Source organism: uncultured Chloroflexus sp. (genome assembly GCF_938091255.1).
Taxonomy (GTDB): domain Bacteria; phylum Chloroflexota; class Chloroflexia; order Chloroflexales; family Chloroflexaceae; genus Chloroflexus.
The window spans coordinates 57,884-83,827 of sequence record NZ_CALLJH010000002.1; the positions used below are offsets into that span (position 1 = coordinate 57,884).

Genomic DNA, 25,944 nt, shown 5'->3' on the forward strand with positions numbered 1-25,944 from the left:
GTTTAATGAACACTTTTTTTCTCGAACAGGTCGAACAATTGTTCTAATTGTAGCAAGAAACACGCGGTTCGTCAAGCGGTTGTTTTGCGTTGTAATCGGGCAAATCCGCTATAGAAACTGAACGCTGGTAGTACGATGGTTCGCCGGGCAGGTACAATATGAACAATTAGTAATGCGTGCTCGCGCCAGCGCCGGCGCTTGTCTCCACCCGCGCAACGGCAGTTTCCCGTAAGTTTTTTCATCGATAAGGAGTGCTATGCGGTATCTGCTTGATCAACGCTCATACGAGGAAATGTTGGCCCGCAAGAGCCATCCCCGTGATTGTTACGTGCGCAATCAAGAGTATTGCCACCACCTCTATATCGATGGCGTCAAATACACGGTCGCCCGCGCGGTATATGCCTGCTTGAAAGAAGCACAAGCCAAAAATGACATTGACGCGCTGCTTCACTTGCAGATGCATGTGACCGACCTCGAACGCTTGATTGGCGAAGCGCGCGCTCGCGGCGAGAATGTGGCTGCGCTGCGTATGCTCGGCGACCCACCGCCCTCTGATGATGAAGCTCGCCCCCAAATGAGCAATTCGTTTCTGCCGCTACAGCCGGCCACGATTGATGAGACCGGCCTGAACCGCACCTTCCTTACCGAGCAATTTTTGCGCATTCTTTACAATAAAGGCCGCGCTACCGGCATGGAATTGGCCGAGTCGATGGGGCTGTTTTACCGCGTGATCGAACAGATCATTATTGATCTGCGCAATGTCGAACAGATCGATATCGTCGGCCAGCGCGGGTTTGGCGATATTAACTACGAATATGTCTTGACGCCGCGCGGCCACACCGCAGCTCAAGCAGCAATGGAAAAAGTGCAATATGTTGGCATCTGCCCAGTGCCGCTCGACAAGTGGATTGAGTCGGTCAAAGCACAGACGGTGAAGAATGTCAAAGTTACTCGCCGCAATATCCGTGATGCCTTTGAAGGGCTAGTAATGGATGAGTCAATCTTGAATATGGTTGGCCCTGCCGTCAACTCCGGTTCATCGGTGATGCTTTTTGGCTATCCCGGCAACGGCAAGACGACCATCGCCGAGCGGATTACTTATCTGATGGGTGATGATATCTTCATTCCGTATGCCGTTTACGCCGATGGCGCGGTGATCAAAATGTACGACTCGGTCATTCACGAACCACCCCGCCGCCCGCTCCCCGAAGAGACCGAGTACGACCGACGTTGGATCCGGATTAGTCGTCCGGTAGTAATCGTTGGTGGCGAGCTGACGCTCGAACAACTCAATCTGGTCTATAACCCGACATCAAAGGTCTATGAAGCGCCGTTCCAGATGAAGGCCAATTGTGGCATCTTCCTGATCGACGACTTTGGCCGCCAGCAGGTGCGGGTGTTTGATCTGCTTAACCGCTGGATCGTGCCGCTCGAAAAGCGGTATGACTTTCTCAATACCGTCTCTGGGCAAAAGATTCAGATTCCGTTTGACCAATTGATTATGTTTAGCACCAACCTTGACCCCAAGGATTTGGGTGACGATGCACTCTTGCGCCGGATTAAGTTTAAGATTGAGGTGATTGACCCCACCGAAGAGCAGTGGCGCGAGATTTGGAAGATTATGTGCAAAGTGCGCAAGGTTCCATACGATGATCGCAGCATCGATTATCTGATCGCGAAGTGGTTTAAGCCTGATCAACGGCCATTCCGTATGTGCCAGCCGCGCGATATTCTCGATCAGTTAATTGCGATCGCCCGCTATAATATGGAAACGCCGACTTTGAGCCCTGATCTGCTCGATGCGGCGTGCCTGTCGTATTTCCCCAGCAAGGAGAAGAAGAACTTTGGCGCCAAAGTGCGGCTGGATTTATAATCGTATTGTGCCAAACCAATGGTATGGCAGCGGCGCACGGCTGTGCGCCGCTATTGGTTTCGCCACACCGCGCATCACCCCCGAGCTATGCCTAACACCTCTAGCCACCCACCATACATTGCGCCATAATACACAGACCATTTCGCTATTGATTCAAGATCAACAGGTTCTTTTCATCAGCAAATGCCCTCGTTCTGATTGAGCTGGATAGCTTTCTAATGCCTCGCGTCTTTCTTCACAAAGAATCAAACCACAGTTGCAATCGGTAGACAATTGATCGTAATTCCGTTATAATTCTAAAGCGGTACAATACTTTGTGGGGCAAGTCACAGCTATATTATTGCTGCCAGCCCGTGCTGGCAGCCGGTTATTGTCTGTTTGTTGCGCAGATGTTGGTTTGGGGAAGGATGGAACGATGACAGGAGTGCTCACCCTCACCCGCACGTCGGTCGGCAAGAAGGTGATTATGGCGCTGACCGGCTTTGTTTTGGTCGGCTTCGTCGTGTTTCACATGTACGGCAATCTCAAGATGTATCAAGGGCCTGAAGTCTACAATGCGTATGCCGCCGGCCTGCGCGAACTCGGCTACCCCGTTTTCGGTCATGAACACTTGCTCTGGGTCGCGCGCTTTGTCTTGATCGCTTCGGTCTTTCTGCACATCTGGGCAGCCACCAGCTTGACCTTACAAAGCCAGCGTAGTCTGCGCGCCAGCAGCATTTCCACGGTGCGCCGCTATGGCCAGCATAAGCGCCAATCCGGCTATGCCGACTATACGATGCGGTTTGGCGGCGTTTTAATCTTTCTCTTTATCGTGTATCACATCTTGCATTTGACCTTCGGTGTGGTCGGCTACGAGCCGGGTCAATTTATCCATCCCCACGGCGACACCTACGAGACCTATCAGAATGTCGTCTTCGGTTTCCAGAATCCTCTCATCGTTGGCTTCTACCTGTTGACAATGGTCTTCCTTGGCTTACACCTCTACCACGGCGTCTGGAGCATGTTCCAAACGCTGGGTTGGAACAACCACACCTACGATCGGCTGTTGCGCGGCTTGGCCATCTTAGTGGCGGCAGCCGTCTTTATCGGTAACGTCTCCTTCCCGTTGGCGGTCTATTTCGGCTTCGTCGCCTAACGGGCCGCCCCAACGCTAGAAGAACGAGGAATTCCGCATGAGCGAGATCAAGCATGAGACGACAGTTCGCACCGGGACGCGACAGGTTGAGTTCGTGAGCGTGCTCGACTCTAAAGTGCCAAGCGGGCCAATCGAGCAGCGCTGGGATAAGCATCGCTTCGAGATGAAGCTGGTCAACCCAGCCAATCGCCGGAAGTACACAATTATTGTCGTTGGTTCCGGCTTGGCCGGCGCCTCAGCCGCTGCGACCCTCGGCGAAGCAGGCTATAACGTGCTCTGCTTTTGCTATCAAGACAGCCCGCGCCGCGCCCATAGCATCGCTGCGCAGGGCGGAATCAACGCCGCTAAGAACTATCGCAATGATGGCGATAGCATCTATCGCCTCTTTTACGATACGGTGAAGGGTGGCGACTTCCGCGCCCGCGAGAGCAATGTCTATCGCCTTGCACAGGTCTCGGTCAATATTATCGACCAGTGCGTTGCTCAAGGCGTGCCGTTCGCCCGCGAGTACGGCGGTCTGCTCGATAATCGTTCGTTCGGCGGCGCGCAAGTGGCCCGCACCTTCTACGCTCGCGGCCAGACCGGGCAGCAATTGTTGCTCGGCGCTTATCAGGCCCTTAGCCGCCAGATTGCCGCCGGCACAGTCAAGATGTTCCCGCGCACCGAGATGCTTGATCTGGTGGTGGTTGATGGCCGCGCGCGCGGGATTATCACCCGCGATATGGTGACCGGCAAGATTTCGCGCTATGTCGCTGATGCTGTGGTGCTGGCCACCGGCGGTTACGGCAATGTCTTCTACCTCAGCACCAACGCCAAAGGCTGCAATGCCACCGCGATCTGGCGCGCCCATCGCCGCGGCGCGTTCTTCGGCAACCCCTGCTTTACCCAGATCCACCCGACCTGCATCCCGGTCAGCGGCGATTATCAGAGTAAGCTGACCCTGATGTCTGAGTCGCTGCGCAATGATGGCCGGATTTGGGTGCCAAAGAAGAAGGGTGATCCGCGCCGTCCGCAAGATATTCCCGAATCTGAGCGCGATTATTACCTCGAAGAGCGTTACCCCAGCTTCGGCAATCTGGTGCCGCGTGACATCGCCTCGCGCGCAGCCAAGCAGGTCTGTGACGAGGGCCGCGGCGTCGGCCCCGGCGGTCTAGGGGTGTACCTCGACTTCTCTGACGCGATCAAGCGCCTTGGCCGTCAGAAGATCGCCGAACGCTACGGGAATCTGTTTGACATGTACAAGCAGATCACCGGTGAAGATCCGTATGAAACGCCGATGCGTATCTATCCCGCCGTCCATTATACGATGGGCGGGTTGTGGGTTGACTATAACTTACAGAGCACCATCCCCGGCTTGTTTGTGATCGGCGAGGCCAACTTCTCGGATCACGGCGCGAACCGCCTCGGCGCATCGGCCTTGATGCAGGGGCTGGCCGATGGCTATTTCATCTTGCCCTACACCATCGCCAACTTCCTCGCCCAAGTCAAACCCGGCGGCCTGAGCATTGACCGGCCTGAGTTTGCCGAAGCTGAAGCTGAGATTAACCAGCGCATTAATCGCTTGCTCAGCATTCGCGGCAAGCGCACGGTCGATTCGTTCCACCGCGAATTGGGCAAGCTGATGTGGGATAAGTGCGGCATGGCGCGCAACGCTGTCGGTCTGCGCGAGGCCTTGGCCCGCATCCCTGAGATCCGTGCCGAGTTTTGGGAGAATGTTAACGTGCCCGGTGAGGCCGGCGATCTCAATCAGGCGCTCGAGAAGGCTGGCCGTGTGGCCGATTTCCTCGAGTTGGCCGAGCTGATGTGCCTCGATGCCCTCCACCGCGAGGAATCGTGTGGCGGCCACTTCCGCGAGGAGTACCAGACACCCGATGGTGAGGCGCTGCGCAACGACGAGCAGTTCTCGTATGTGGCGGCGTGGGAGTTTACCGGTGATTTGGCTAAGCCGCGCCTGCACAAAGAGCCGTTGGTCTTTGAGTACGTCAAGCCGACCCAGCGTAGCTATAAGTAAGCATAACTGCCGCCGGTTGGGAAACCAGCCGGTGGCCGGAGACACCTATGAAGACGATGAAGATTACGCTCAAGATCTGGCGGCAGAAGAACCGCTCGACACCCGGCGAGTTCAAGACGTATGTGATGGATAATGTCAACCCTGATATGTCGTTCCTCGAGATGCTCGATGTGCTCAACGAGGAGCTGATGTCGCGGGGTGAAGAGCCGGTGGCGTTTGATCACGATTGCCGCGAGGGTATCTGCGGTATGTGCTCGCTGATGATTAATGGCATCGCCCATGGCCCCAAGAATGCCATTACCACCTGCCAATTGCACATGCGCAGCTTCAACGACGGCGATACGATTACGGTTGAGCCGTGGCGCGCAGCGGCGTTCCCGATCCTCAAGGATTTGGTGGTTGACCGCAGCGCCTTCGATCGCATCATTCAAGCCGGCGGTTATATCAGTGTCAGCACCGGCTCGGCTCCTGATGCCAATACTATTCCGGTTCCCAAGACCGCTGCCGATCGGGCAATGGACGCAGCGGCCTGCATTGGGTGCGGCGCATGCGTGGCAGCCTGTCCCAATGGCTCGGCGATGCTCTTCACCGCTGCTAAGGTGACGCACCTTGCCCTCTTGCCGCAGGGCCAGCCCGAACGCTACCAGCGCGTGGTGAATATGGTGGCGCAGGCCGATTTCGAGGGTTTCGGCAACTGCACCAATATCGGCGAATGCGCCGCCGTTTGCCCCAAGGAGATCAGCCTCGAAACGATTGCCCAGCTCAACCGCGATTTGATCGGGGCGGCATTGCGCGGGATCGAACCGAATACGCCGATCGCGCCGGCTACCGCGCGGTGATGACGTCATTCAGTGTTGTTATTATTGGAGAGACGCACATCCGTGCGTCTTTCCATTTTACCCCAACCGTTCTGCCCGGTACCGTTCCCGTAATTCGTCGATGCTGGTCAACCGGCCAGCATCGTCTTCCATATACCAATATTCCCACCCGTTATACGCCGGTTTACCCTGCGCTCTGGCCGCAATGGCATGGATCGACCCGCTGACTCCGTTCCATACCACATGGCCATCGGCTTTGACTACCGCTACCACTGTCCGATCACGCGAATAGAGCCGCTCTCCAACCTGCACATAACCGGCGGCTACCAACTCGCCGAACGCTACCCGCGGCGCCTCCCGGCGCGAGGGTGTCATCAGCAGCGCCACGCTCTCTGGTGCAGGAATGGCATCAATCCGCTCGCGCGCAATCGCAACATACGCCGGGTCTTGTTCAATCCCAATAAAACGCCGGCCCAGCTTTTTCGCCACAGCCCCGGTCGTTCCGGAACCGAAGAATGGATCGAGCACCACGTCACCCGGCTGCGATGAAGCTATGATCACCCGGTAGAGCAACGCTTCCGGTTTTTGGGTTGAATGCGCTTTCTGACCGTTCAGCTTGATGCGTTCCGCTCCGGTGCAAATCGGAATGCGCCAAACGTTTTGCATCTGTTTGTCGTCGTTCAGATGCTTCATGGCATGATAGTTGAAGGTGTATGTCTTTTGATTGGCTGACGTTTTGGCCCAGATGAGCGTCTCGGTGGCGTTCTGAAAGCGAGTGCCGCGAAAGTTGGGCATCGGGTTGGTCTTGTGCCAGATCACGTCATTCAAGATCCAAAAGCCGAGATCCATCATAATTGCCCCAACCCGAAAGATATTGTGGTACGAGCCGATGACCCAGATTGTGCCGCTCGCTTTCAAGACCCGCCGGCATTCGCTGAGCCATGCCCGCGTAAAGGCATCGTATGCTTGGAGATCGCTAAACTTATCCCATTCGTCATCCACCCCATCAACAATCGTCTGATTAGGTCGGCGTAACTCGTTGCGCAATTGCAAGTTGTAGGGTGGATCGGCAAAGATCAGATCGACCGATTGTGCGGGAAGTTGCGGCAATATATTGAGACAATTTCCACAGAGAATCTGATCAATTGGCAGTAGTGATGTGAGCATAGAAAATACCATGTTTCGTTCATAGAGACAGACTGGCGGGCCGTCTCTACCCGATCAACGCCAGCGGCTGGCGTGATGATTATCGCACCGCCTTCCGTATATGCGCATATTCGCCTGCCACCTGCTCAAGCACTGTCAATGTCGTTGCTGCCGTACGCTGGTACGAAAAGCTAGCCGCCCGCGCCAACCCGCGTGCGCTGAGATCTTCCCGTAACGCTTCATCTTCCAGCAACCGGTTGATCGCCGTCGCCCAACCGGCGACGTCGTCCGGCGGGATCCGGATCGCTGCCGCCCCGGTTACTTCTGGCAACGAACTCGCATCGCTGACAATCACCGGCGCGCCGCAAGCCATGGCTTCCAGCGGCGGTAGCCCAAACCCTTCATAACGTGATGGATAGACAAAGATGGTGCATGCCTGATACAGCAGTGGCCCATCATCCACCGGTACGTCAATCCGGCAAACCGCCGCGCCAAGATCGAGATCGGCAATCAGGGCGTCAATGTCGGGGAAGAGGCGCGGATCGCGCCCTAGCGCCCGCCCAGCGATGGCTAACGTTACTTGCTTATGTCGACTTCGTACCAGCGCGAATGCCCGCAACAAGGTTTGCAGATTTTTGCGTTCGTCAAGCCCGCCGACGTAATAGATAAACGGCGGTTGGATACCATAGCGGGCAGTAACGAACGCCTGCGCCACTGCCCGATCAACCGCCGGACGGTACTGCTCGCCGGCAGCAAGATATGCAACGGTGACTCGTTCCGGTGGCAAGCCAAGATAGTTGAGAATGGCGCTGCGACTAAAGTTCGAGAAGGTCAGGACATGCGTGCTGCGCAGAGCCGCACGGCAGGCCAGCGCCATATAGGCGCGCACTAGCCAATTGCCGCGATAGGCCGGTAACAGAAGCGGGATCAGGTCGCCAATTGTTGTCACCACCGGCAACCGCGATCGCAACGGCGGTGCAAAGTACGGCACAAATATCACAGTTGGCTGGCCGTTACGCGCCAGTCGCCCAGCAATGGCCGGCACGGCAATCTGCTCGAAGATCACTTTCGCAATTTGGCGCGGGCCGCCAATCTTAACCGTGATAGCCTCGATCCCAACCGGAACCGCCGGCAGCGCCGCATCAGCCGGTAGCAGCAGGACATAGCGATGCTGCGGGGCAAGGCGGTGCAACCATGGCAACAAATTATGCAGATATTGGCCAATGCCTACTAATGGCTGGGGCCAAAAGCTGCCATTAATGACGATCTGCACGCCGGACTCCTCAACCATATGCGAGGACGGGGAGATGGTGATAGCGGTGTCTTACTGTAATAATAGCCGATTTTGCCGGAGTTGTAGCAACCGCTCCGCACGCAACGTTTGACACAGCCGATCACCGGTGTGATAATCGCCGCTACGCCAAAGCACTTGCTGGTAGAAAGGCAGCTCGAATATGCAGAACCATTCTTCCGGACTCAAACTCGAATCATGGCTCGTCACCGCCGGACGTTCCGCTGAACCCGGCGCTCCGCTCAATGTGCCGCCGATCCCGGCCTCAAATTTCATCCTTGGGCAAGGACGTTCGTATGCACGCACCGATTCGACGCCAACGTGGGAAGCGCTCGAAGAGATCGTGGGCGGGCTTGAAGGCGGGCACGCCGTTGCCTTCGCTTCCGGGATGGCAGCCGTGGCCGCAGTGTTTGACCAGCTTGCCGCCGGTGCGTTGGTTGCCATCCCTGACGATTGTTACCAAGGCGTGGCCGGTTTAGCGATGGCCGGCGCTGCTCGCGGGCGCTGGTCGGTGCAGCGGATCGCGCTGACCGACACCGCCGGTTGGCAGCAGGCCTGCGCCGAAGCTGATCTGATCTGGCTAGAGTCGCCTTCAAATCCGCTGCTGACCGTCGCTGATCTGGCAGCGATCTGCGCTGCGCCGCGCAAACCCGGCGCGATCGTGGCGGTTGATAATACGTTTGCGACCCCGCTCAATCAGCAACCACTCGCCTTTGGGGCCACGGTGTCGGTGCAGTCGGCCACCAAGTTTATCGGCGGCCACTCCGATCTGCTAGCGGGGATCGTCACTACCCGCGACGAGACGCTCTGGCAGCAACTGCAACGCACCCGCGCTTTGACCGGCGCTACTCCCGGTACGCTAGAGGCTTTTTTGGCGGTGCGCGGCGCGCGCACGCTGGCTATCCGACTCGAACGAGCGCAGCGCAATGCGCTAACGTTGGCCCAACGGCTAGAACAGCACCCGCTCGTGACCCGCGTGCGCTACCCCGGCCTACCCTCGCACCCCACCTATGCGGTTGCCAAGCGCGTGCTCAAAGGCTTCGGCACGATTATCTCGTTCGATGTGCGTGGTGACGCCACTGTGGCTGATGCGGTCTGCCGCAACGTCCGCCTCATCCGGCACGCCACCAGCCTCGGTGCGGTCGAATCAACCATTGAACGGAGGGCCGCCATTGCAGGCCAAGAACACCTACCGCCTCCCTTATTGCGACTGAGCGTGGGGATTGAGGATGGCGATGATTTGTGGGAGGATCTCGACAACGCCATTCGAGCGGCGAATTAACCCAACCGCTTTCGTTCGGCCCGCAGATGGGCAGCTAGTGCTTCGACCGGCGGAAACTCGGCTGCCCAATCATCGTTAGCCGGCCAGAACGAATCGAGGCCCCGCGCGCCGGCTCGTTCGTAGGCGAGCGCCTGCGCCATCAGTTCAAGGCGATCAATCGCTTTGACGAGCCGCGCCTCTCGCGAGGCGCCATCAGCGTATTCATCCCACAGGGCGATATATTCGGCAGCGCGGGGCAGATGCCCGATCAAGCTCTCTAGACCATCCCGCTCGGCTTGGCGCTTTGCTTCTTTCCCCAACAATCGGGTCGCCGAAGCCGGTAGATCACCGAGAAGCGATTCGGCCAGATCATGCAATAGCGCAATGGCTAACAGCCGGCCCCGATCGATACCCTCAATCTGATCGCCGATCAGCAAGCAGAGCACTGCCACGCCATACGAATGCTCAGCAATGCTTTCGACATCGCGCACACCCCGTTGCAGCCAACCGGTACGCGGCAAGAGCTTTAACGATAGCAGACGCGGGATCAAGGCGCTCAGATCGGGCTGATCCATGCTTCTCCCTTCGGATATCAGACCACAAACCGCTAGCACAGCGCCACAACCGCAACTGCGCCTTAATCATGCGCTGGCTCAGACGACGGATCGACGCTACTCTCACGCGGCGCAAAGAGACGCACAGCGCGCAAGGTAGCAATCATCTGTGCCGCCTCCTCCGTCATCCGTACAATCCGATCAAGGCTGGCGCGCAACGACATATCATTCACCTCTTCGCGCACCAGTTGCGCCTCCCCCATCATGACGGTCAACGCCTGACTGATGTGATGAGCCACTGCGCGCACCGCTATCCGCGCCTCGTCTACCTCGGTTTTGAGCCGTTCATATTCACGCACCTGTAACCGGAGCTGGTCGTAACTCACCGCCCGCCGTAAGGTGTGGCGCAAGGTATCGTGATTGATTGGTTTCGTGAGATAATCAAATGCTCCCAGCGATAACGCCTCAAGGGCAGCCTTGGGTGAATCATTGGCGGTGGTGACAATAATCAACGGTCGATCTGGCTCCATCGCCAGCCAATTCAAAATATCGAAGCCGCTGCCGTCAGGCAAACCGAGATCGAGCAAAATAATCCGCGGGCGGCGGGCCAAAATCGCTAGTCGCGCCTCGGTCACATTGCGCGCTGTATCAACCGCATACCCGTCACGCCGCAACATCGTGGTGAGCGATAGTTGCAGAATGTGGTCGTCTTCGACGAGCAAAATTGGTTCTTGCACCGGATTGTCCTCTCTAACAGTGCATGAAATCGTAACACAACCGACCCAATTCTTTTCTACCCGCTATAATACTTGGCACTGCGGGCAAACATAGGTGCTGCGCTGCGCCACGACCATCCGCTCAACCGGCGTCTGACAACGCGGGCACGGTTCGCCCTCGCGATCGTAAACATTAAAATGCTCTTGTTGGCTGCCGCGGCGACCGTAACCATCCCGATAGTTGCGCAGTGAGCTGCCTTGATTAGCAATTGCTTCAGCCAACACCTCTCGAATCGCATGGTGTAAGGCAGCGATGTGTTCAGCCGCCAACGCCCCTCCCGGCGTGAGTGGATGGATGCGGGCCAGCCAAAGCGCTTCGTTAGCGTAGATATTGCCAATCCCGGCGATTAGGCGTTGATCGAGCAAGAGCGCCTTAATCGGTGCGCGCCGGTCGCGGAGCCGCTCGGCCAGCACCTCTGGCGTAAATCGCTCTGCCAGCGGTTCGGGGCCATGAGCTGCGTCAAGCATCGCCAACCCCTGCGGGTCGAGCAGATGTACCCGGCCAAACTTGCGCTGGTCGTCAAAGATCAAGCGCCGGCCATTGTCAAGGTCGAGGGCAAAATGGACGTGCGGCGCATCGGCGGCTGCCGGTTCGGCTACCAGCAGATGACCCGACATACGCAGATGGATTGCTAGCGTCCACCCACCATCGAGGTGCAGCAACAGCCACTTCGCCCGCCTCCCGATCACTTCGATCCTGCGCCCGGCCACTAAGGCAGCAAAATCCGACGCCGGCGGCGTTAGCATCCGCGGCCAATCTAGCTTCGCCAAGCCGATAATGGTGCGGCCCACTAATTGCGCTTCCAGCGAACGGGCTACCGTCTCGACTTCAGGTAACTCGGGCATCGCCGTCTTGCCTATTCACGCCACTCAGCCGCGCCGTCGGCCCAATGTTCCTGCTTCCAAATCGGCGCAATCTCTTTGATCCGATCCATAATGTAGGCAGCAGCAGCAAAGGCTGCATCGCGATGCGGCGCAGCTACCACCACCAGCACCGCTGTCTCGCCGATCTCTAGCCGGCCTACCCGATGATGGACGCACACCTTCCCGATCGGCCAGCGCTCCCGCGCTTCATCGGCGATCTGGCGCAACACCGGCACCGCCATCTCGGTATAGGCTTCGTAGACCAAAAATGCCGTCGGGCGTCCGCCGAAGTGATTGCGCACGACACCGCTAAACGTCACCACCGCACCGTCATCCGGCGTTTGCACTACCGCGACCAACGGGGCCGGATCGAGCGGTTCGGTGGTGATGACAAATGGTTCGACCATACTTGACCTCCTCGTTTTACCACCGAGGCGCAGGGGTACAGATCGATGCGCACATCGTTCCTTCCGCGCTCGTCCCCAGCGCCCTCTGTGGTAACCTCACCCGCCGCTGACCGGCGGGATGAAGGCGACCTCATCGCCATCGACCAGCACTGTGGTTGGCTGGCCAAACTGCTGATTAACGGCAAACAGCAGCCTTCCGGTATAGCCAGCTAGTCGCGGGTACTCGACCACCAACTGTTCCCACAACTGGCCGACGGTAGCGCCCTCAGCCAACGTGTACTGCGCGGTCGCCTTCCCAACAATATCGCGATGCCCGGCAAAAAACCGCACGGTGACGGTGATCATCCTCCACCTCCTCGTTACAACCGCGCTTCCATACCGCCATCGACAGTAATCACCGCCCCGGTCAGATAGCCAGCGGTCGGGCTGAGCAGGCACAAAATGACCCCGGCTACCTCTTCGGGAGTACCGAGCCGGCCTAGCGGCGCGCGGCGGGCAAAGGCCCGCAAGGCCTCGTCAGGACGTTGGGCATTAACTAGAGCGGCGTTGGCCCGCAAGAGGGAGGTATCGATCAAGCCGGGGCAGACACAATTAACCCGAATCCCGTCGGGTGCGCCATCAAGCGCCATAGCTCGTGTCAAGGCAATCACGCCGCCTTTGGAAGCCGCATACGCAGCCCAGCCCGCTTCGGCGCGCAAGCCGTACACCGAGGCTACATTGACAATCGCACCGCCGCCGCGCCGGCGTAGTTCCGGCATCACAAAGCGCGATACCAGAAAAACGCCGGTCAGGTTCACATTAATGATCTCCTGCCAGAGTTGGAGGGTTGTGCTTTCGATCGTGCCCGGCTGCTGAATACCAGCATTATTGACAAGCAGGTCAATTCCGCCAAACGCCAACACCGTCTCGTTGGCAATGCGCGCTGCATCGGCTTCATCGCTCACGTCGGCGATCACGGCGAGCGCGCGGCCACCCCACGCATTGATCCCTGCGACCAGCGCCGTAGTCGCCGCTTCATCGCGGTCGGCGATGACGACTGCTGCGCCTTCGCGGGCTAACGCCAACGCCGTTGCCCGCCCGATCCCCTGCGCGCCGCCGGTGACAATGGCGACTTTGCCTTGAAATTCCATACGACCTACTCCACATCGTGCTCAGCAGGCAAGACCGGTCCAGTTCCGGTTGGGCGCAGCGCCTCAGCGGCGACCCGCCGCCAGAAGGAGCTAAACCGGCGCGGTGGCTCGCCGCGCCACGTCACAAACGCCGGCAGTTCATGCACCACTACCTGCAACCCGCTGGCACGCAACTCTGCCACATACTGGCGAAAGCGCGGCGCAACGCTCGCTGTCACATGTACCGCCGTCGCCTGCTGCTCGGCGGCAAACGCCCGTACTTCCTCCACCACCACTCCGCGCCGGATGCTACCCGTCCTCCCGGCGATCGCCTCCAGCGCGCATTCGTACAGAAAGAAAAGCCGCTTGAAGCTCAGTTGGGCTGCTGCCAAGAACGGCTCGTCAAACACAAAGATCGCCGGTGCAACCGGGTTGGCCAGCAGCGCCGGATCGGTTGGGCTGAGGCTATCACCGTGGAGCCACACGACCGCGCCGTTCATCGCCGCCCCTCAAGTTCCGCTAGTGACACGCCAAACAGGCGCAGAGCCAGATTCTCGTAGCTATCGTCGAACGGGCAACCGCCGGATGCTAACGGGCAACGCGCACAAAACTCGCCGCCGCTAAACCGTTCGACATTTTGGCGATTGAAGATATACGGTTTATGGCTAAAGGTGCTCCCGACCCACTGCCACGACAAGCTGTTCGAGGCCGGATCGCCGTCGAGCAGGTGGCGGTAGAAGAGGTCAGCCCCTTCGCGCCAATCCACGCCGAGCCAGTGTTGCAGGTAGGCAGCCACCCACATGCGGGCATGGTTGTGCATATAACCGGTGGTGTACAACTCATGCAACGACTCGTCGATACACACGAGACCGGTAGCTGCCTCGATCACTTCTGGTGGCAACCGTCGGCGTGCAACCCGCGCACGCTGTTTGGCCGGCTCAATGTCCTGATGGATCCGATCACCAAGCTGAGCGTAGACGAGCTGCCAAAATGCACGCCATGCCAGTTCATTCACGAACTTTTCTGTATCAGGAGTGTGTCCAAACCGACTCAGAATCGAATCGCGCACTTCGGCTAGCGTCAGCACCCCGTGACGGATGTATGGCGAGAGGGCGGAAACGCCGCGTTTCGCAACATCATTCCGGGTCCGGGCATAGCCGCGCGCATCGAACGCGCGCAGCCGGCGTAACGCCGCCCGCCGCCCACCCCGGATTGGCGCAGGCGTCGCCGGGCCAGCGTACAAGCCATCGAGCGCGCCGGCGAGATACGCCACCTGCTCAGCACGAGTTGTCAGATCGGTCCGAAGCTGCATTGTTTTGTTTCGATATTTCTCTTCTTTATCGAGTATACCACGAGTTGGAGGGGCGATTGTAAGCACGATCAGAGTAGTGTTGGTAACACCTGTCTCCGCTGGTAAGTGCTAGTGAACAAAATGAGGAAGAGGCAAGCGGTTAACCATTGTTCAGAAGAAAGTATCGTACCTATTAAGATGCTTGACCGAGCAGAAATTCTGGTGTCAGTAGCTCGGGTGCAATCACTTGTTCACGAGGCAAATAAATAGCGACTGGGATCGACAAAGGAGCAAGATATTGACACATAAGCGGTCCAACCTCCCGCCACGAGAGACCACCTAAACCACAGCCGAGTGCTGGTATTGCCAATGACTGTATGCCTTCGGCCGCATAGTTTTCTTGCAACCATTGCAAACCACGCTCAATGCCTTTGAGGTCTGATTTTTCCCGCCAATGGCGCTTGGTGGCAAAGAGCAAAAACCATTTATTTACATTGGGATTAGTTAGTAAAACTGGATCATCAGCTAGTTCTTCTTCAATCAACGCTTCACGCCGATAAAGATATGGCTTTCCTATCTGTAACTGCTTCTTCCTACAAGCAGCTTGATAGACCACGTAGACGTCAGGAAATTGATATTTGGCCCGCGATGCCAACCCTTTTCCCATCACACAAACGGTATTGACGCTGATCGTCAGCGTTTGTTGGTGCGAGAAGAACATGTCACCATCAACCAAACTGATTGTATCGGTAAGGCGTTTTGCATAGTTTGGTTGGAAAAACATTTTTGGTTCAGGTACAACGTTACCTGAAAAAACGCCCAGAAGCTTACGAACGCTTTCAGCAACTTCTTGGTCTGAGGTGTAAATAGTTTGCAGATACGACGGCGGGATGCGATCTGGAACTAAACATTCAGCCATTATCTGACGTTTTGAACCATCAGCAACATTCCACCACTCATTATCTAAGATGTTCCTTAACGAAGCGATACGCTGTAATCCTTCAGCTATCGGCAGGATGCTTGATAACGAATGGGCGGCATTCCCATCAGAAACAAAACAACCCGGTACCTCCATCACGCTCGGATCTACTCCAATCACAACTACATTCCGCTTACCCATTTCACGAACGACGCGATAAAGCATCGGATTGCGCGGTTGAAAGTAGAGATTAGCGAATTCCTACAAGCTTCGTCCATCGGGAGCGCGCCGTTCACGGCGACGTGAAACGATGTGCATATCATATATTGGGGTTGGCGAGAGATTTTTCGTCTCTACTTGCGCATGGGACAAGATGCCATGTTCGACAATAGAAGGGAGGTTATGAAGATGGGTGATGTAGAAAAGGCTTCTGATGGTTGGTTTATTTCTTGGCATTGTGAAGCACAATGTAACTCTTATTTCCAAACTCGCTGATAACAAAATGATGTATAATGATAATACATTTGTTCTAATCTCGCAACTTATGAATACACCGCCTACGGATACGCCTTTGGCGTCGGCGTGCGGACATCAGGACGATAGATAGGCTGTAAGGAGGCTACGATAGCACGCACCTCGTCAAGCGTATAACCAGTTGCGTCAAGTGCGAGACGCACACTGGTATAACGGCGATCCGTATTTGATTCAACAGCTATCCGATAGCGTTGCCCACGTGTCGGCTCGATCCGTACTCGCCACGAACCGATAATCTCATTTGGGATGGAGCTATCGATTCCCGGCAGCCGGTCAAAGGTAATGATAAGCCGCTTCCCACGACCAACATAGATTGCGCCCGAGCCATTGTTACCATGCAAGCGGAGGAATAGCCATCGTTCGATCCCGGGGGGTGATTTCGCCGGTAATACTAATGAGTCCGTTGGTGGTAAACTGGCCAAATCTTGGAAACGAATAAGTGTCCATTCAGGATCGATCAGGGATTGCACCTCTAGCCCGGTTGCTTCGGCTCTGCCATTCCATGCCCGCTCGAAGGTGAAGGCGTCGCGGATCTGCTCATTGGTAACCAACCAATTGAATTCAACCAACTGCCAGACCACCCGGCTAGTCTGTGTGCCACCGGACGGCCCAAACAGTTCGGTAATGCGCAACACATGACCGTCATCCACACCTATTGCCATCAGCACGGTCACCGGATCAGCTACATCAGCAGGAAAATCAACCGGACTCATCCCGCGAAAACTGACGATATACGCTAACCGCTCACCGATCCGTTGCCGGCCCAGCAAGCGCAGATCAGGCGCCGCTGCGGCTTGTTGCAAGTAGTTAGGCGGGATATTCCACGGCCCGCTGGCACGGCGGGCTAAAAATGCAGCCTGTTGCTGTTCCAGACTGGCTGAATGCACCGCTAAAGCCGGTTCGTTTGGCAGTGCCGGTACCGGCAGGTCACCATACAGCGCCGGCGCATATGCTCCGTCAATCGCGTAATACAAACGACTCGCGCCATCGCCTAACTGAAACTCATACGGCGCGCCGCCGTCAACGTGGCGCAATTGCAAGCGGTGGCGGGCCAGATTGTCGCGGTCGTGCCAGATTTCGGCATATAATGGGGCGACGGTGCGATTGTTGAAGTACCACAGGGTTTGATAACGCGCATACCACACCGGTGGGCCTTCCGGTTCGGGGATGCCGCCATGAGCCAAGGCCCACGCCACTAAATCGTCTGCCCGTACTACCGGTTCGTTTGCGCTGGTGGTCACGACCGTCACCGGATTTCTACCGGGCACTATGAGTATTGCAACAAGCGCCACCAGCGCCACCACCGGCGCCACCAGCGCAACTGGAGCGATGCGCTGGCTCGGTGTCGCCGCTGCGCGTAGCAACCGATCGGTCAGCTTCACCGGCATTGGGAACGTCTGCACATAGTGACGCAGAATAAGCGTCAGCTCGCGCGTCGCCGCCTGCCATTCGCGCTCGAAGATCCGGCAATGTGCGCATCCAGCCAGATGCCGCCGTACCTGTTCAAATGCGCGGAGATGCTGGGCCGGATCGATCAACGCTTGCCGCACCGGCACGCACTCATCACTGCTTACCTCCGCCGGCAGCGAATGGCGCAACATGGGAGCCAACGTATGCACGGCTTGCTCAAGAGTGTGGATCGCATCCTCCGGTTCTTGGCCGAGCATCTTAGCCAACCAGACGCCATCCACTCCCAACCCGCCATACGCCAACACGGCCATCCGCTGCGGCAACGGCATCGCCCGCAACGGCCCCAGCACCGGCGCGGCTGCCGGCGCCGGTCGCCGTTCCAGCGGGCGATCGGTATAGTTGGCAACTGCAAGCCGGTAAAGACGGGCAATCAGTTCATTAGATTGCCAGCGCTCAGGCTGATGCTTGCCGAGATCGGCCACCCATTGCCGCAATAACCGCTGCGCTGCCTGTTCGTCCGGCGCAAGTGCCAAGGCAATGCTATACAGCGTATCGCCCGTTTGCGCCAACCAACGTGCCAGATTAGCTTCGATCATGGGTTTGCTCAGAGTGCCTCGACGCAGCGGCATCATCTGCCAGTTGTTGCTGCAACCGCCACATTGTCTTAATCCGCGCTCGATGCCACGCCGCGCTCTTGGGGCCAGTCTCACGCAACAGGACGATCCGTTGCAAGGCGGTACGCAAGAGAGCGCGCCGTTGCGCTATCATTTCGTCAATATTCTCGGTCGTCATAGCGATACCACCACATCAATTGGCAACCATCCGCTCAAACCGCCGCCCGGGCCGCGCTCCCGGAACTGGCACCGATGCCAGCACTTCATCGATCACCGCATTCGCAGTCACATTGCGCACCCGCGCTGCCGGGCTGACGATCAGGCGATGGCCAAGCACCGGCTGCGCCAGCGCCTTCACATCATCAGGCATCACATAATCACGCCCGTTCAACGCCGCCCACGCTTGCGCCGAGCGGTACAACGCCAACGCGCCACGGGTACTTGCGCCAAGGTAGATGTCGGCATGGGTGCGGGTCGCCGTCGTCAACGCCACAATATACTCGACGATCAGATCATCAACGTGAACCTGCTTAATCTCGTCTTGGAGGGCCAGCAACTCGTCGATTTCAACCACCTTTGGCAACGTTTCCAGCGGGTGGCCTTCGCGCTGCCGTTTGAGAATTGCAATCTCGTCGATCCGATCGGCGTAGCCAAGATGCACCCGCAGCAAAAAGCGATCGAGTTGCGCTTCCGGCAATGGAAAGGTGCCTTCGTACTCGATCGGGTTTTGCGTTGCCAGTACCACAAACGGTTGCGGCAGCGGATGGGTAATGCCATCAACCGTGATTTGACGCTCCTCCATCGCTTCCAACAACGCCGACTGCGTTTTGGGGGTAGCGCGGTTGATCTCATCGGCCAGCACAATCTGGGCCATGATCGGGCCGGGCCGAAACTCAAATTCGCGGGTTTGCTGGTTAAAAATCGAGACCCCGGTGACATCACCGGGTAACAAATCGGGCGTACACTGAATCCGTTTGAAACTCGAACCGATTGAGCGAGCAATACTCTTGGCCAACATCGTCTTACCAGTGCCGGGCACATCTTCGATCAAGACATGGCCGCGGCACAAGAGAGCTACCAGCACGAGCTCGACAATCCGGCGCTTGCCGATAATCACTTGTTCGACATTCGCCACAATGCGCGTAGCTACTTGCTGAACATGTTCCACATGCACCTCAATTCGGATTATTGTCATCTTGATGCAACAGCAGTATACCACGATCACTGCGCGCAAGCCGGGCGCTCACTCGATAAACCTGTTCAACCACCAGCCCGATCCCTACTCCCTTCTCACTATTCCTATGGTATTCTGATGCAAACAGTATGATACGGAGGTCTAGCAATGCTTGAGCGCGTGGCGGTTCTCTACAACCCATTAAGTGATATCTCGATCCAGTTATCACGCGAAGTGGTTGACTGGTTTAGCGCTCGTGGTATCAACGCAACGCGAGGTATCTCGCAAGAGTTTCGCGATCAGCCGCAACTAGTCGCCGATTGCGACTTGATGATCGCCCTCGGTGGTGACGGCACTGTCTTGCGCGCCGCCCGGCTCTGCTTTCCCCATAACATTCCTGTCTTGCCCGTCGCGCTCGGGCATCTCAGTTTTATGGCCGAAATCGGCCCCGACGAGATATATAGCGGCTGCGAACAGATTATCAATGGCGGCGGATGGTTCGATGAGCGGGCACTGGTGCGCGCGCAACATTGGCGAAACGGACAAAAACTCGGCCAGCATACCGCACTGAACGAGGTGGTCATCTCGCGCAGCGATCTAAGCCGGATCGTCAATGTGCATGTAACGATCGATGATAGCCCGCTGACCACCTACCACGCCGATGGAGTGATTGTCGCAACGGCCACTGGCTCGACGGCGTATGCGCTCGCCGCCGGCGGCCCGATTGTTGATCCTCGTTCGCAGGCGCTGGTGTTGGTGCCAATCGCGGCTCACCTTACAAACATTCCTTCAATGGTATTGCACGAGGACGCCGTGGTGACGATGCAGCTCCGTTCGCGTCATCATGCGTTATTGGCAGTTGATGGCCGCGAGAACATTGATCTGATCGAAGGAGACGAAGTGGTAGTGCGCCGCAGCCCACAAGTCTGCACTTTTGTACGCCTGCGCCCGAGCAATCAGTTTTACACTCAATTAGTTGCCCGTTTGCGTCGCTCATAAGATGCGCCGATTACGCTCAACAGCACGATATGCGTTACACTACAAGTATAGTGGAGAGGGCATAAGGAGAAGACGAGGTATGATTCGTTACACAGGCGCTTCGGTAAGTGGGCGGATTTACGCTCCGGTCGAGGCCATTTGGGAACTGGTCAGCGATGTCGAGCGCCATCCGCAGATCGCCGGCAGCGGCGAAGTGCAGGCCGTGACCATCCGCAACGGGCGACCGCTCGAGGTTGGCGCAGTGTTTGAGTCACAACAATTTATGCGTGGCATTCATTATGTCACCGCTAACCGGATCGTGATATGGGATCCGCCGTACCGTTTTGCGTGGCGCGTTGGCCTGCCGAGCGCGCCCGGCATTGCCCAAATCTGGATGTTTACGCTCCAACCGGAAGCCAATGGCACCCGCGTCACAAATGGCGTCGCCCTGATTTACGCGCTGCCGACCTTCTTCCCATTCTCGTTGCTGCGCAGGAAGATGGCCAAAGGCTATGCCAATTCGATGCTCCCGACGCTCGATAATCTGGCCCGCATGGTCAATGCCCCGCCGCCAGACGATGTGCGCGTGATTACCGAGCCGCCAGCCGAGCTGACCGCAATGTTGCCGCCGTTAATTGTGCCCGGTGCGACGATAGTTGCTGCGGTGGTCGCCGCCGTCGCCGGCATCCTCGCCCTCCGCCGCCGCGACTCGCGGTAACATCAAGGCGCAGAGAGCGCAAAGGACGCCAAGTATTGAAACGCAAAGGGACGAAGAGCGCAGAGAACGCAAAGGTTGTTTAGATGGTCTCCCAAGTGTACTGGGAGACTATTTCATATTGTACGATGAAAACATTACCGCAAAGACGCTGAAAAGACATACCGCATGCACAGTTACGAAATGATCCAAAAACTCCACGCTCTTTGCGTCTTTGCGTTTAAATCATTTGCGTCGCTACCCTTTGCGCCTTTCGATCACGGCAACGGTATACCAAGCGTTGTGCTGCCGCCACGCGCCCCGCCACCGGGAAAGATCGACCGCTCGGCCACAATGGGCTGGTTGCTGCGCACGATCGCGGCCACCGCAGTTTCGTTCGGGAAGGCTTCGTGCATCGCTAGCGTATACCGCGCGCCTGCCGGAATCCGCACGCTCAGCTCGGTCTTGGTACCGTCACCGAAGATCGCTTCAACCGTCACAATTGCCGCCAGCGGACTCACATTGCTGAGGCAAAGGTAATACGCTGCATCGCTGGTGCGGCCATCAATGAAGGCCCACCGATAGGCCGGAGCATACGCTCCGACGCCAATCGTCCCCACCGTGCCGCCAGCAAAGCGCATCGCACGCTCAACCGCGACGGGCCGGTCGGCAACCACTTCTGTAGCAAAGCCAAGATCGGGCACGACTTCGTTGGCGTCAATGACCAATTGCGCCCGCGGCGGGATGGCGTAGCGCCGCGTCGCTGCCACTCCTTGCGGGTCGCGGAAGATGGCCTCGACATTGGCCGGTTGGTTATTGGGATTCAACACCAACAACTGGGTGCGAAACCCGCCTTCGGTAGTGCCCTCGGCAAATAGCCAGCGCCGCGAGAGCGTATCAATGCCTCGCCCGTTATGTAACCCGCTCCCACCGGGGCCAAACCGCATCGTGCGCTCAACGGCGACCGGCTGGCCGGCGATCACCCGAATGCCAAAGCTGGCATCGGCCAACGGGCGAGTGCCGTCGGACAAGGTAATATCATGTACCGCGACCACCAAGCGGTTGCGCGCCCCGATCTGCACCTCTTGCGCAAAGACCTTCCCGTCTCGCTGCATGTAAGTGATTTGAGCGCGGGTGTCGCTCGGCTGCGGGTTAAAGATGATCAAGTAGGTCTGCGTCTGCTCGGTGGTGCTGCCCTCGGCAAAATACCACACCCGCGAGAGCCGGTCGATACCCGGCCCACTGTCAATATCACTGGTCAACGCCATCGAGCGCTCGGCTAAGATTGGCTCGTTCGCTTCAACGATAGCTGGCAACGCATTTGCGCCGGGCACAACCTCGTTCGCATTCAAATCAGCTCTACCGCCGCCCGGCACTTGCACGTCGCGCACCACTGGCTGGCCGGTAGGCGGGAAGAAGGTGATACGAGCGGTAGCAGGCCGTGACGCCGGATTGTACAAGCTGAGACGTTGGCTATAGCCGGCAGTATTACCCTCGGCGAAATACCAGCGCGCGCGCACCGTCGCGCTATCGGCTTGCGCGCGCAGCGCCGGCAAGAGCGCGCGGAAGGCGGGATAAGGGTCAGGCGCAGCGGCGTACACCTCATAGTGGCCGGCAATCGTTGGGCGTAACCCGCCGCCCGCCGCCAGTTGCTGCCCGTTTGGCGCAATGTTGTAGGTCTGAGTGAGCCACGCCAGCAGCGCCACCAACCGCGCTTGGGCCGCCGGCGCCGGCGGTTGATCAGCCGGGGTGAGCAAGGCAATCTGTACATCAGCCGCGCTGCCGGCTACCCGCCGCACCAGCGAGGTCGGCCCGCCCAAGCGCCCCTCAAATAGATTGCCTTCGCTATCAATAATGTAATGGTAAATCAGATCGTCCCAATCGAGCACCTTGGTCTGATAGACCAGCAAGGCGCGCAGGTAGGCAAGTGTCGTCGCCGGCGAGGCATCAACCGGCACTTGGTGAATCACAATCCCCTGCGGATCGCGCCGGTCAGGTCGGGCCGCCGCCGGTTCCGCCCAATCGGTGCGCGCAATTTGCAACGGGCGCGGCGTCAGTACCGGCAGACCGAACATAATCGGGCGTTGCGGCAGGCCGGCAGCAAAGATTGGCGGCGTGATCTGCGTCGCCAAATACGAGACGGTCACATCATTCAGCACTGCCGAAGCGCGCGGGATTTGGCTGGTAAACGTCGCCCGCAGTTGCAAATAGCGGCTATCCTCCGGTAAGGCCAGCGGCACGGCTGTGGTCAGTGCATCAGGATCGGCAGCGGGCGGTTCATCGGCCACCACCAGCGGCTGCCACGGCCCCCACCCCTCGTCACCATCGGCTGGCGGTGTCGCCCGCGCCCGTAGCTCCAACCGGAGATCGGTGCCCTCAACCAGTTCGGCACGCCAGACAGCGCCGGCAGCATTCGTAGCAAACGCCGTTTCAAACGGCGCCGAGATGAAGCTGCCTTCACGCGCTTCGGCATCGAGCCGCAATTCACCGCCGGCATTATTCGTCACCAGCAAGCCAGTGATAGCGCCGGCTTGCCAATCGCGCACACTGCTCAACCGCCAACTCGATACTTGCGCCGCCAGACTGCTTGGTCGCGCCGCCACCGAATACGTCGCCGCTACCATCGCTGCAAGCGCGATCAGCAGACCAATCCTCAGCGCTACTTGTCGGATCATAACCTTGTGCCCCGCTGCCAGAGCGACCAATGCCACTCGGCCCAGATAGGCTGTTGTCAACCATGCGTGTGATTTGTGCAAATAATTATACTGGCAGCAACGCGATTTCGTCCACTTTTTTTCGCAAAAATGAATGACAATCACATCGAAGAGACGGCCTGTGAGGCCGTCTCTGCAACGTGTAAGTTCTACACCGTGGGAACGGCTGGTTTACGGCGCAGGCCGCGCCGCACCATTAAACGCACCTTTGTAAATATTGGCCGAGTCGTACAATAACCATCCTGCTGCTGCTTCCGGCTGCTCTTCGGTTGCATCAATCTGCGCCCGTACCTCAGCCGGGCCATACTCAACCACCACCGGCGCCCACGGGTCGGTATGGTCTTGCAACCATGGCCGCTGTTTGCCGTAGCTCGCCATCATCTGCCGACCACCGTTACGCACCGCAATTTGGATCGTTTCATAAGGAAACTTCACTGGGACCGCGATGTTCTCTAGCCCACCCCACCATAACGACGGATACGGCATCGGGCAGACGTAATCGGCAAACTCACCCATCCGGGCCATATCTTGCGCAATTGTCAGCGACGGGCCATTAACTACCCGTCCGAAGACATCAACCGACATAAACGCGCCGGCAGCGTTGACCGCATAATGCGCACGCTGCATAAACTCCAGAATCACTTCATACATCCGGCCCGGATCCGTCACTGGATCGATTGGCTCGCTAAAGAGCAGCTTTTCGCTAAACTCGGTGTATGGCCCAAACCAATCGGGGAAGCGGATGTAGTCAAAATTGATCTCGTCAAAGCCCATTTGGGCCGCTTCTACGGCTAACGCAATGTTGTAATCCCATACATTTTGGTTGGTTGGATCGAGGTAGGCGTACCGAATTCCCGGCCCCGGATAATCGGCATAGACTTCGCCGGTGGAACGCAGCCGGATCGACCATTCGGGCCGGGCATCTGACAAGGCATTGTCATGCGAGAAGAGCTGAACTCGCGCAATAGTATAGATGCCGCGTTCTTTTGCTTTGGCTAGTATTGAAGCGAAATCAATCCTTGGCGTGCTCAGACCCAATTCACGGGCTAGCGGCACTTGCGAGTCGTAGTAGACCATGCCAAGATCATCGCGGAGATCACTCTTAATATCGATCACTATGGTATTCAGCTCGGTGCGATCGATCAGGTCGAGGAAACGATCGACCAAGCGCGGTACCGACGCTACCGCCGCCGTGATATAGATACCACGCACGTAGAAGGGGTCCAGCTCGATCTGCTCCGGCATATTGCCCGGCTCAATCGGGATGACCTTCTTGGCGTACCCCGGCGCCAGTACTTGCACGAAACCACGTTCAGGCAGGTTGGGTAAGCGGAATCGACCTTCCCGGCTGTCGTTGATCCGTACAAAAGCGACGGCGGTTGACGTCAGTGTTTCAGTCGCGATGATTGCTGCGTTCAGCACCGGCTGGCCGGTTGTGGCGTCAACCAACCGGCCAAAGAGGGTGTCAGGCCGGAGCGTCACATCAAGCGCGGTCGTCCGGGCAAACGGCTGCGTAACCGCGGCAAAGCCCTCAGCCTCAACGGTGATTTCACCGCGTTCAGGTATCTCGCGCAACAGATAGCTGCCATCAACACCAGTCGTTGCGCTCAGTTCACCCAGTGTCACCTTCGCCCCGGCCACCGGCTGGCCAGTGTAGACATTCGTCACCACCCCGCTCAGCGTATTTGGACGTAAACTGACATCGAGCGCCGTCGCCCGCGCTATGGTCTCCGTAACCGGCGCGTAATCAGGTGCGCTCACCGTGACCGTAAACGATTCCGGCACACCGGTAAGGGTATACGCGCCAAAACTGTTAGTCACCGCTTGCGTAGCCTCGTTGCCCTCCAACCGCACTTGCGCACCACTGATCGGCTGGCCGGTATAGAGATCGGTCACTACGCCGCTGAGCACATTCGGGCGCAATGCCGTCGTGATGGTCACGGTCAAAACCCCGCTCTGGCCGACACCGGGTTGATCGGCGAGGGGCAGGTTGAGCGGCTCGTAAGCGGGAGCTTGCAGCGCCAAGGTATCTTCGGGCCGCCAGCGTTCAGTCTGAAAGCGGCCTTGCTCATCGGTGGTCAGCGTCTGATCGCCAATTGCCACCGTTACGCCAGACAGGGGAGCGCCGGTATACGCATCGGTCACAACACCGGTCAAGACAACAGGCTGGGCAGCACATCCAGCCAACACTGCGACAATCAGTGCGCAGAGAATCCAGAAGCGCACAATGCGCTGGGTAAACAACGTCATGGTTGCCAGACTCCTCTAGGTGGAATGAGCCGGGTGTCAGGTCTCACCGGTTGGGGGTATCTTAAAAGGTTGATGAGCGAATGTCAAACATTGGAACAGTTGATTCATGAAGCGCATTGCC

22 protein-coding genes and 1 pseudogene are annotated in these 25,944 nt (G+C 57.7%); 7 read left to right on the top strand and 16 right to left on the bottom strand.

What is annotated here, in order from left to right:
- The first annotated feature begins 256 nt into the window (after positions 1–256).
- The 4 genes from Q1A00_RS00645 to Q1A00_RS00660 all read left to right on the top strand — a co-directional run bounded on the left by Q1A00_RS00645 (position 257) and on the right by Q1A00_RS00660 (position 5,858).
- Positions 257–1,873, top strand: a complete 1,617-nt coding sequence (locus Q1A00_RS00645; protein WP_298404379.1) for an ATP-binding protein — start codon at positions 257–259, stop codon at positions 1,871–1,873.
- 415 nt (positions 1,874–2,288) lie between these two features.
- Positions 2,289–3,008: a succinate dehydrogenase cytochrome b subunit gene (locus Q1A00_RS00650; RefSeq protein ID WP_298404382.1), complete on the top strand. Its 720-nt coding sequence runs from the start codon at positions 2,289–2,291 to the stop codon at positions 3,006–3,008.
- 37 nt (positions 3,009–3,045) lie between these two features.
- The gene (locus tag Q1A00_RS00655; protein WP_298404385.1) at positions 3,046–5,019 is read left to right on the top strand and encodes a fumarate reductase/succinate dehydrogenase flavoprotein subunit; all 1,974 of its coding nucleotides are present in this window, start codon (positions 3,046–3,048) and stop codon (positions 5,017–5,019) included.
- A gap of 56 nt (positions 5,020–5,075) precedes the next feature.
- Positions 5,076–5,858 carry a succinate dehydrogenase/fumarate reductase iron-sulfur subunit gene (locus Q1A00_RS00660; RefSeq protein ID WP_366144840.1) on the top strand — a complete coding sequence of 261 codons (783 nt, stop codon included), beginning with the start codon at positions 5,076–5,078 and terminating at the stop codon, positions 5,856–5,858.
- 57 nt (positions 5,859–5,915) lie between these two features.
- On the opposite strand, the gene Q1A00_RS00665 is transcribed toward Q1A00_RS00660, so the two are convergent.
- Positions 5,916–7,004, bottom strand: a complete 1,089-nt coding sequence (locus tag Q1A00_RS00665; RefSeq protein ID WP_298404389.1) for a site-specific DNA-methyltransferase — start codon at positions 7,002–7,004, stop codon at positions 5,916–5,918.
- 79 nt (positions 7,005–7,083) lie between these two features.
- Entirely contained in the window at positions 7,084–8,256 is a 1,173-nt protein-coding gene (locus Q1A00_RS00670) for a glycosyltransferase family 1 protein (RefSeq protein ID WP_298404392.1), read from the bottom strand.
- A gap of 181 nt (positions 8,257–8,437) precedes the next feature.
- Here Q1A00_RS00670 and Q1A00_RS00675 point away from each other — a divergent pair, with 181 nt between their 5' ends.
- The gene (locus tag Q1A00_RS00675) at positions 8,438–9,556 is read left to right on the top strand and encodes a PLP-dependent aspartate aminotransferase family protein (protein WP_298404395.1); all 1,119 of its coding nucleotides are present in this window, start codon (positions 8,438–8,440) and stop codon (positions 9,554–9,556) included.
- Here the strand turns inward: Q1A00_RS00675 and Q1A00_RS00680 are convergent.
- The 12 genes and pseudogenes from Q1A00_RS00680 to Q1A00_RS00740 all read right to left on the bottom strand — a co-directional run bounded on the left by Q1A00_RS00680 (position 9,553) and on the right by Q1A00_RS00740 (position 19,181).
- Complete coding sequence (locus Q1A00_RS00680) at positions 9,553–10,110, bottom strand: HD domain-containing protein (protein WP_298404398.1); 558 nt, start codon at positions 10,108–10,110, stop codon at positions 9,553–9,555. The genes Q1A00_RS00675 and Q1A00_RS00680 overlap by 4 nt on opposite strands.
- Positions 10,111–10,172: 62 nt before the next feature.
- Complete coding sequence (locus tag Q1A00_RS00685) at positions 10,173–10,826, bottom strand: response regulator (RefSeq protein ID WP_298404400.1); 654 nt, start codon at positions 10,824–10,826, stop codon at positions 10,173–10,175.
- Positions 10,827–10,889: 63 nt separating this feature from the next.
- The gene (gene mutM / locus Q1A00_RS00690; protein WP_298404403.1) at positions 10,890–11,711 is read right to left on the bottom strand and encodes a bifunctional DNA-formamidopyrimidine glycosylase/DNA-(apurinic or apyrimidinic site) lyase; all 822 of its coding nucleotides are present in this window, start codon (positions 11,709–11,711) and stop codon (positions 10,890–10,892) included.
- Positions 11,712–11,722: 11 nt separating this feature from the next.
- Positions 11,723–12,136: a molybdenum cofactor biosynthesis protein MoaE gene (locus tag Q1A00_RS00695; RefSeq protein WP_298404406.1), complete on the bottom strand. Its 414-nt coding sequence runs from the start codon at positions 12,134–12,136 to the stop codon at positions 11,723–11,725.
- Between the two features lie 96 nt (positions 12,137–12,232).
- Positions 12,233–12,481: a molybdopterin converting factor subunit 1 gene (gene moaD, locus Q1A00_RS00700; protein ID WP_298404409.1), complete on the bottom strand. Its 249-nt coding sequence runs from the start codon at positions 12,479–12,481 to the stop codon at positions 12,233–12,235.
- Positions 12,482–12,495: 14 nt separating this feature from the next.
- The gene (locus Q1A00_RS00705; protein ID WP_298404412.1) at positions 12,496–13,266 is read right to left on the bottom strand and encodes an SDR family NAD(P)-dependent oxidoreductase; all 771 of its coding nucleotides are present in this window, start codon (positions 13,264–13,266) and stop codon (positions 12,496–12,498) included.
- A 5-nt stretch (positions 13,267–13,271) separates the two neighbouring features.
- On the bottom strand, positions 13,272–13,745 hold the full coding sequence (locus tag Q1A00_RS00710) for a hypothetical protein (RefSeq protein WP_298404415.1): 474 nt from the start codon (positions 13,743–13,745) through the stop codon (positions 13,272–13,274).
- Entirely contained in the window at positions 13,742–14,557 is an 816-nt protein-coding gene (locus Q1A00_RS00715) for an FAD-binding domain-containing protein (protein WP_298404418.1), read from the bottom strand. Before Q1A00_RS00715 ends, Q1A00_RS00710 begins: the two co-directional genes overlap by 4 nt.
- A 172-nt stretch (positions 14,558–14,729) precedes the next feature.
- A pseudogene (locus Q1A00_RS18435) lies at positions 14,730–15,911 on the bottom strand (DarT ssDNA thymidine ADP-ribosyltransferase family protein).
- A 101-nt stretch (positions 15,912–16,012) separates the two neighbouring features.
- A complete protein-coding gene (locus Q1A00_RS00730; protein ID WP_298404421.1) occupies positions 16,013–17,995 on the bottom strand; it encodes an anti-sigma factor in 1,983 nt (660 codons plus the stop codon).
- Entirely contained in the window at positions 17,982–18,191 is a 210-nt protein-coding gene (locus tag Q1A00_RS00735) for a hypothetical protein (RefSeq protein ID WP_298404423.1), read from the bottom strand. The genes Q1A00_RS00730 and Q1A00_RS00735 overlap by 14 nt, the downstream gene beginning before the upstream one ends.
- Positions 18,192–18,206: 15 nt before the next feature.
- Complete coding sequence (locus Q1A00_RS00740) at positions 18,207–19,181, bottom strand: MoxR family ATPase (protein WP_298404426.1); 975 nt, start codon at positions 19,179–19,181, stop codon at positions 18,207–18,209.
- 174 nt (positions 19,182–19,355) lie between these two features.
- Between Q1A00_RS00740 and Q1A00_RS00745 the strand changes: the two genes are divergently transcribed.
- The gene (locus tag Q1A00_RS00745) at positions 19,356–20,186 is read left to right on the top strand and encodes an NAD(+)/NADH kinase (protein ID WP_298404429.1); all 831 of its coding nucleotides are present in this window, start codon (positions 19,356–19,358) and stop codon (positions 20,184–20,186) included.
- Between the two features lie 79 nt (positions 20,187–20,265).
- Complete coding sequence (locus tag Q1A00_RS00750) at positions 20,266–20,883, top strand: SRPBCC family protein (RefSeq protein ID WP_298404432.1); 618 nt, start codon at positions 20,266–20,268, stop codon at positions 20,881–20,883.
- Positions 20,884–21,137: 254 nt separating this feature from the next.
- On the opposite strand, the gene Q1A00_RS00755 is transcribed toward Q1A00_RS00750, so the two are convergent.
- Positions 21,138–23,534: a peptidoglycan recognition family protein gene (locus Q1A00_RS00755; protein ID WP_298482273.1), complete on the bottom strand. Its 2,397-nt coding sequence runs from the start codon at positions 23,532–23,534 to the stop codon at positions 21,138–21,140.
- Between the two features lie 210 nt (positions 23,535–23,744).
- Positions 23,745–25,823: a putative glycoside hydrolase gene (locus Q1A00_RS00760; RefSeq protein ID WP_299643753.1), complete on the bottom strand. Its 2,079-nt coding sequence runs from the start codon at positions 25,821–25,823 to the stop codon at positions 23,745–23,747.
- Between the last annotated feature and the right edge of the window lie 121 nt (positions 25,824–25,944).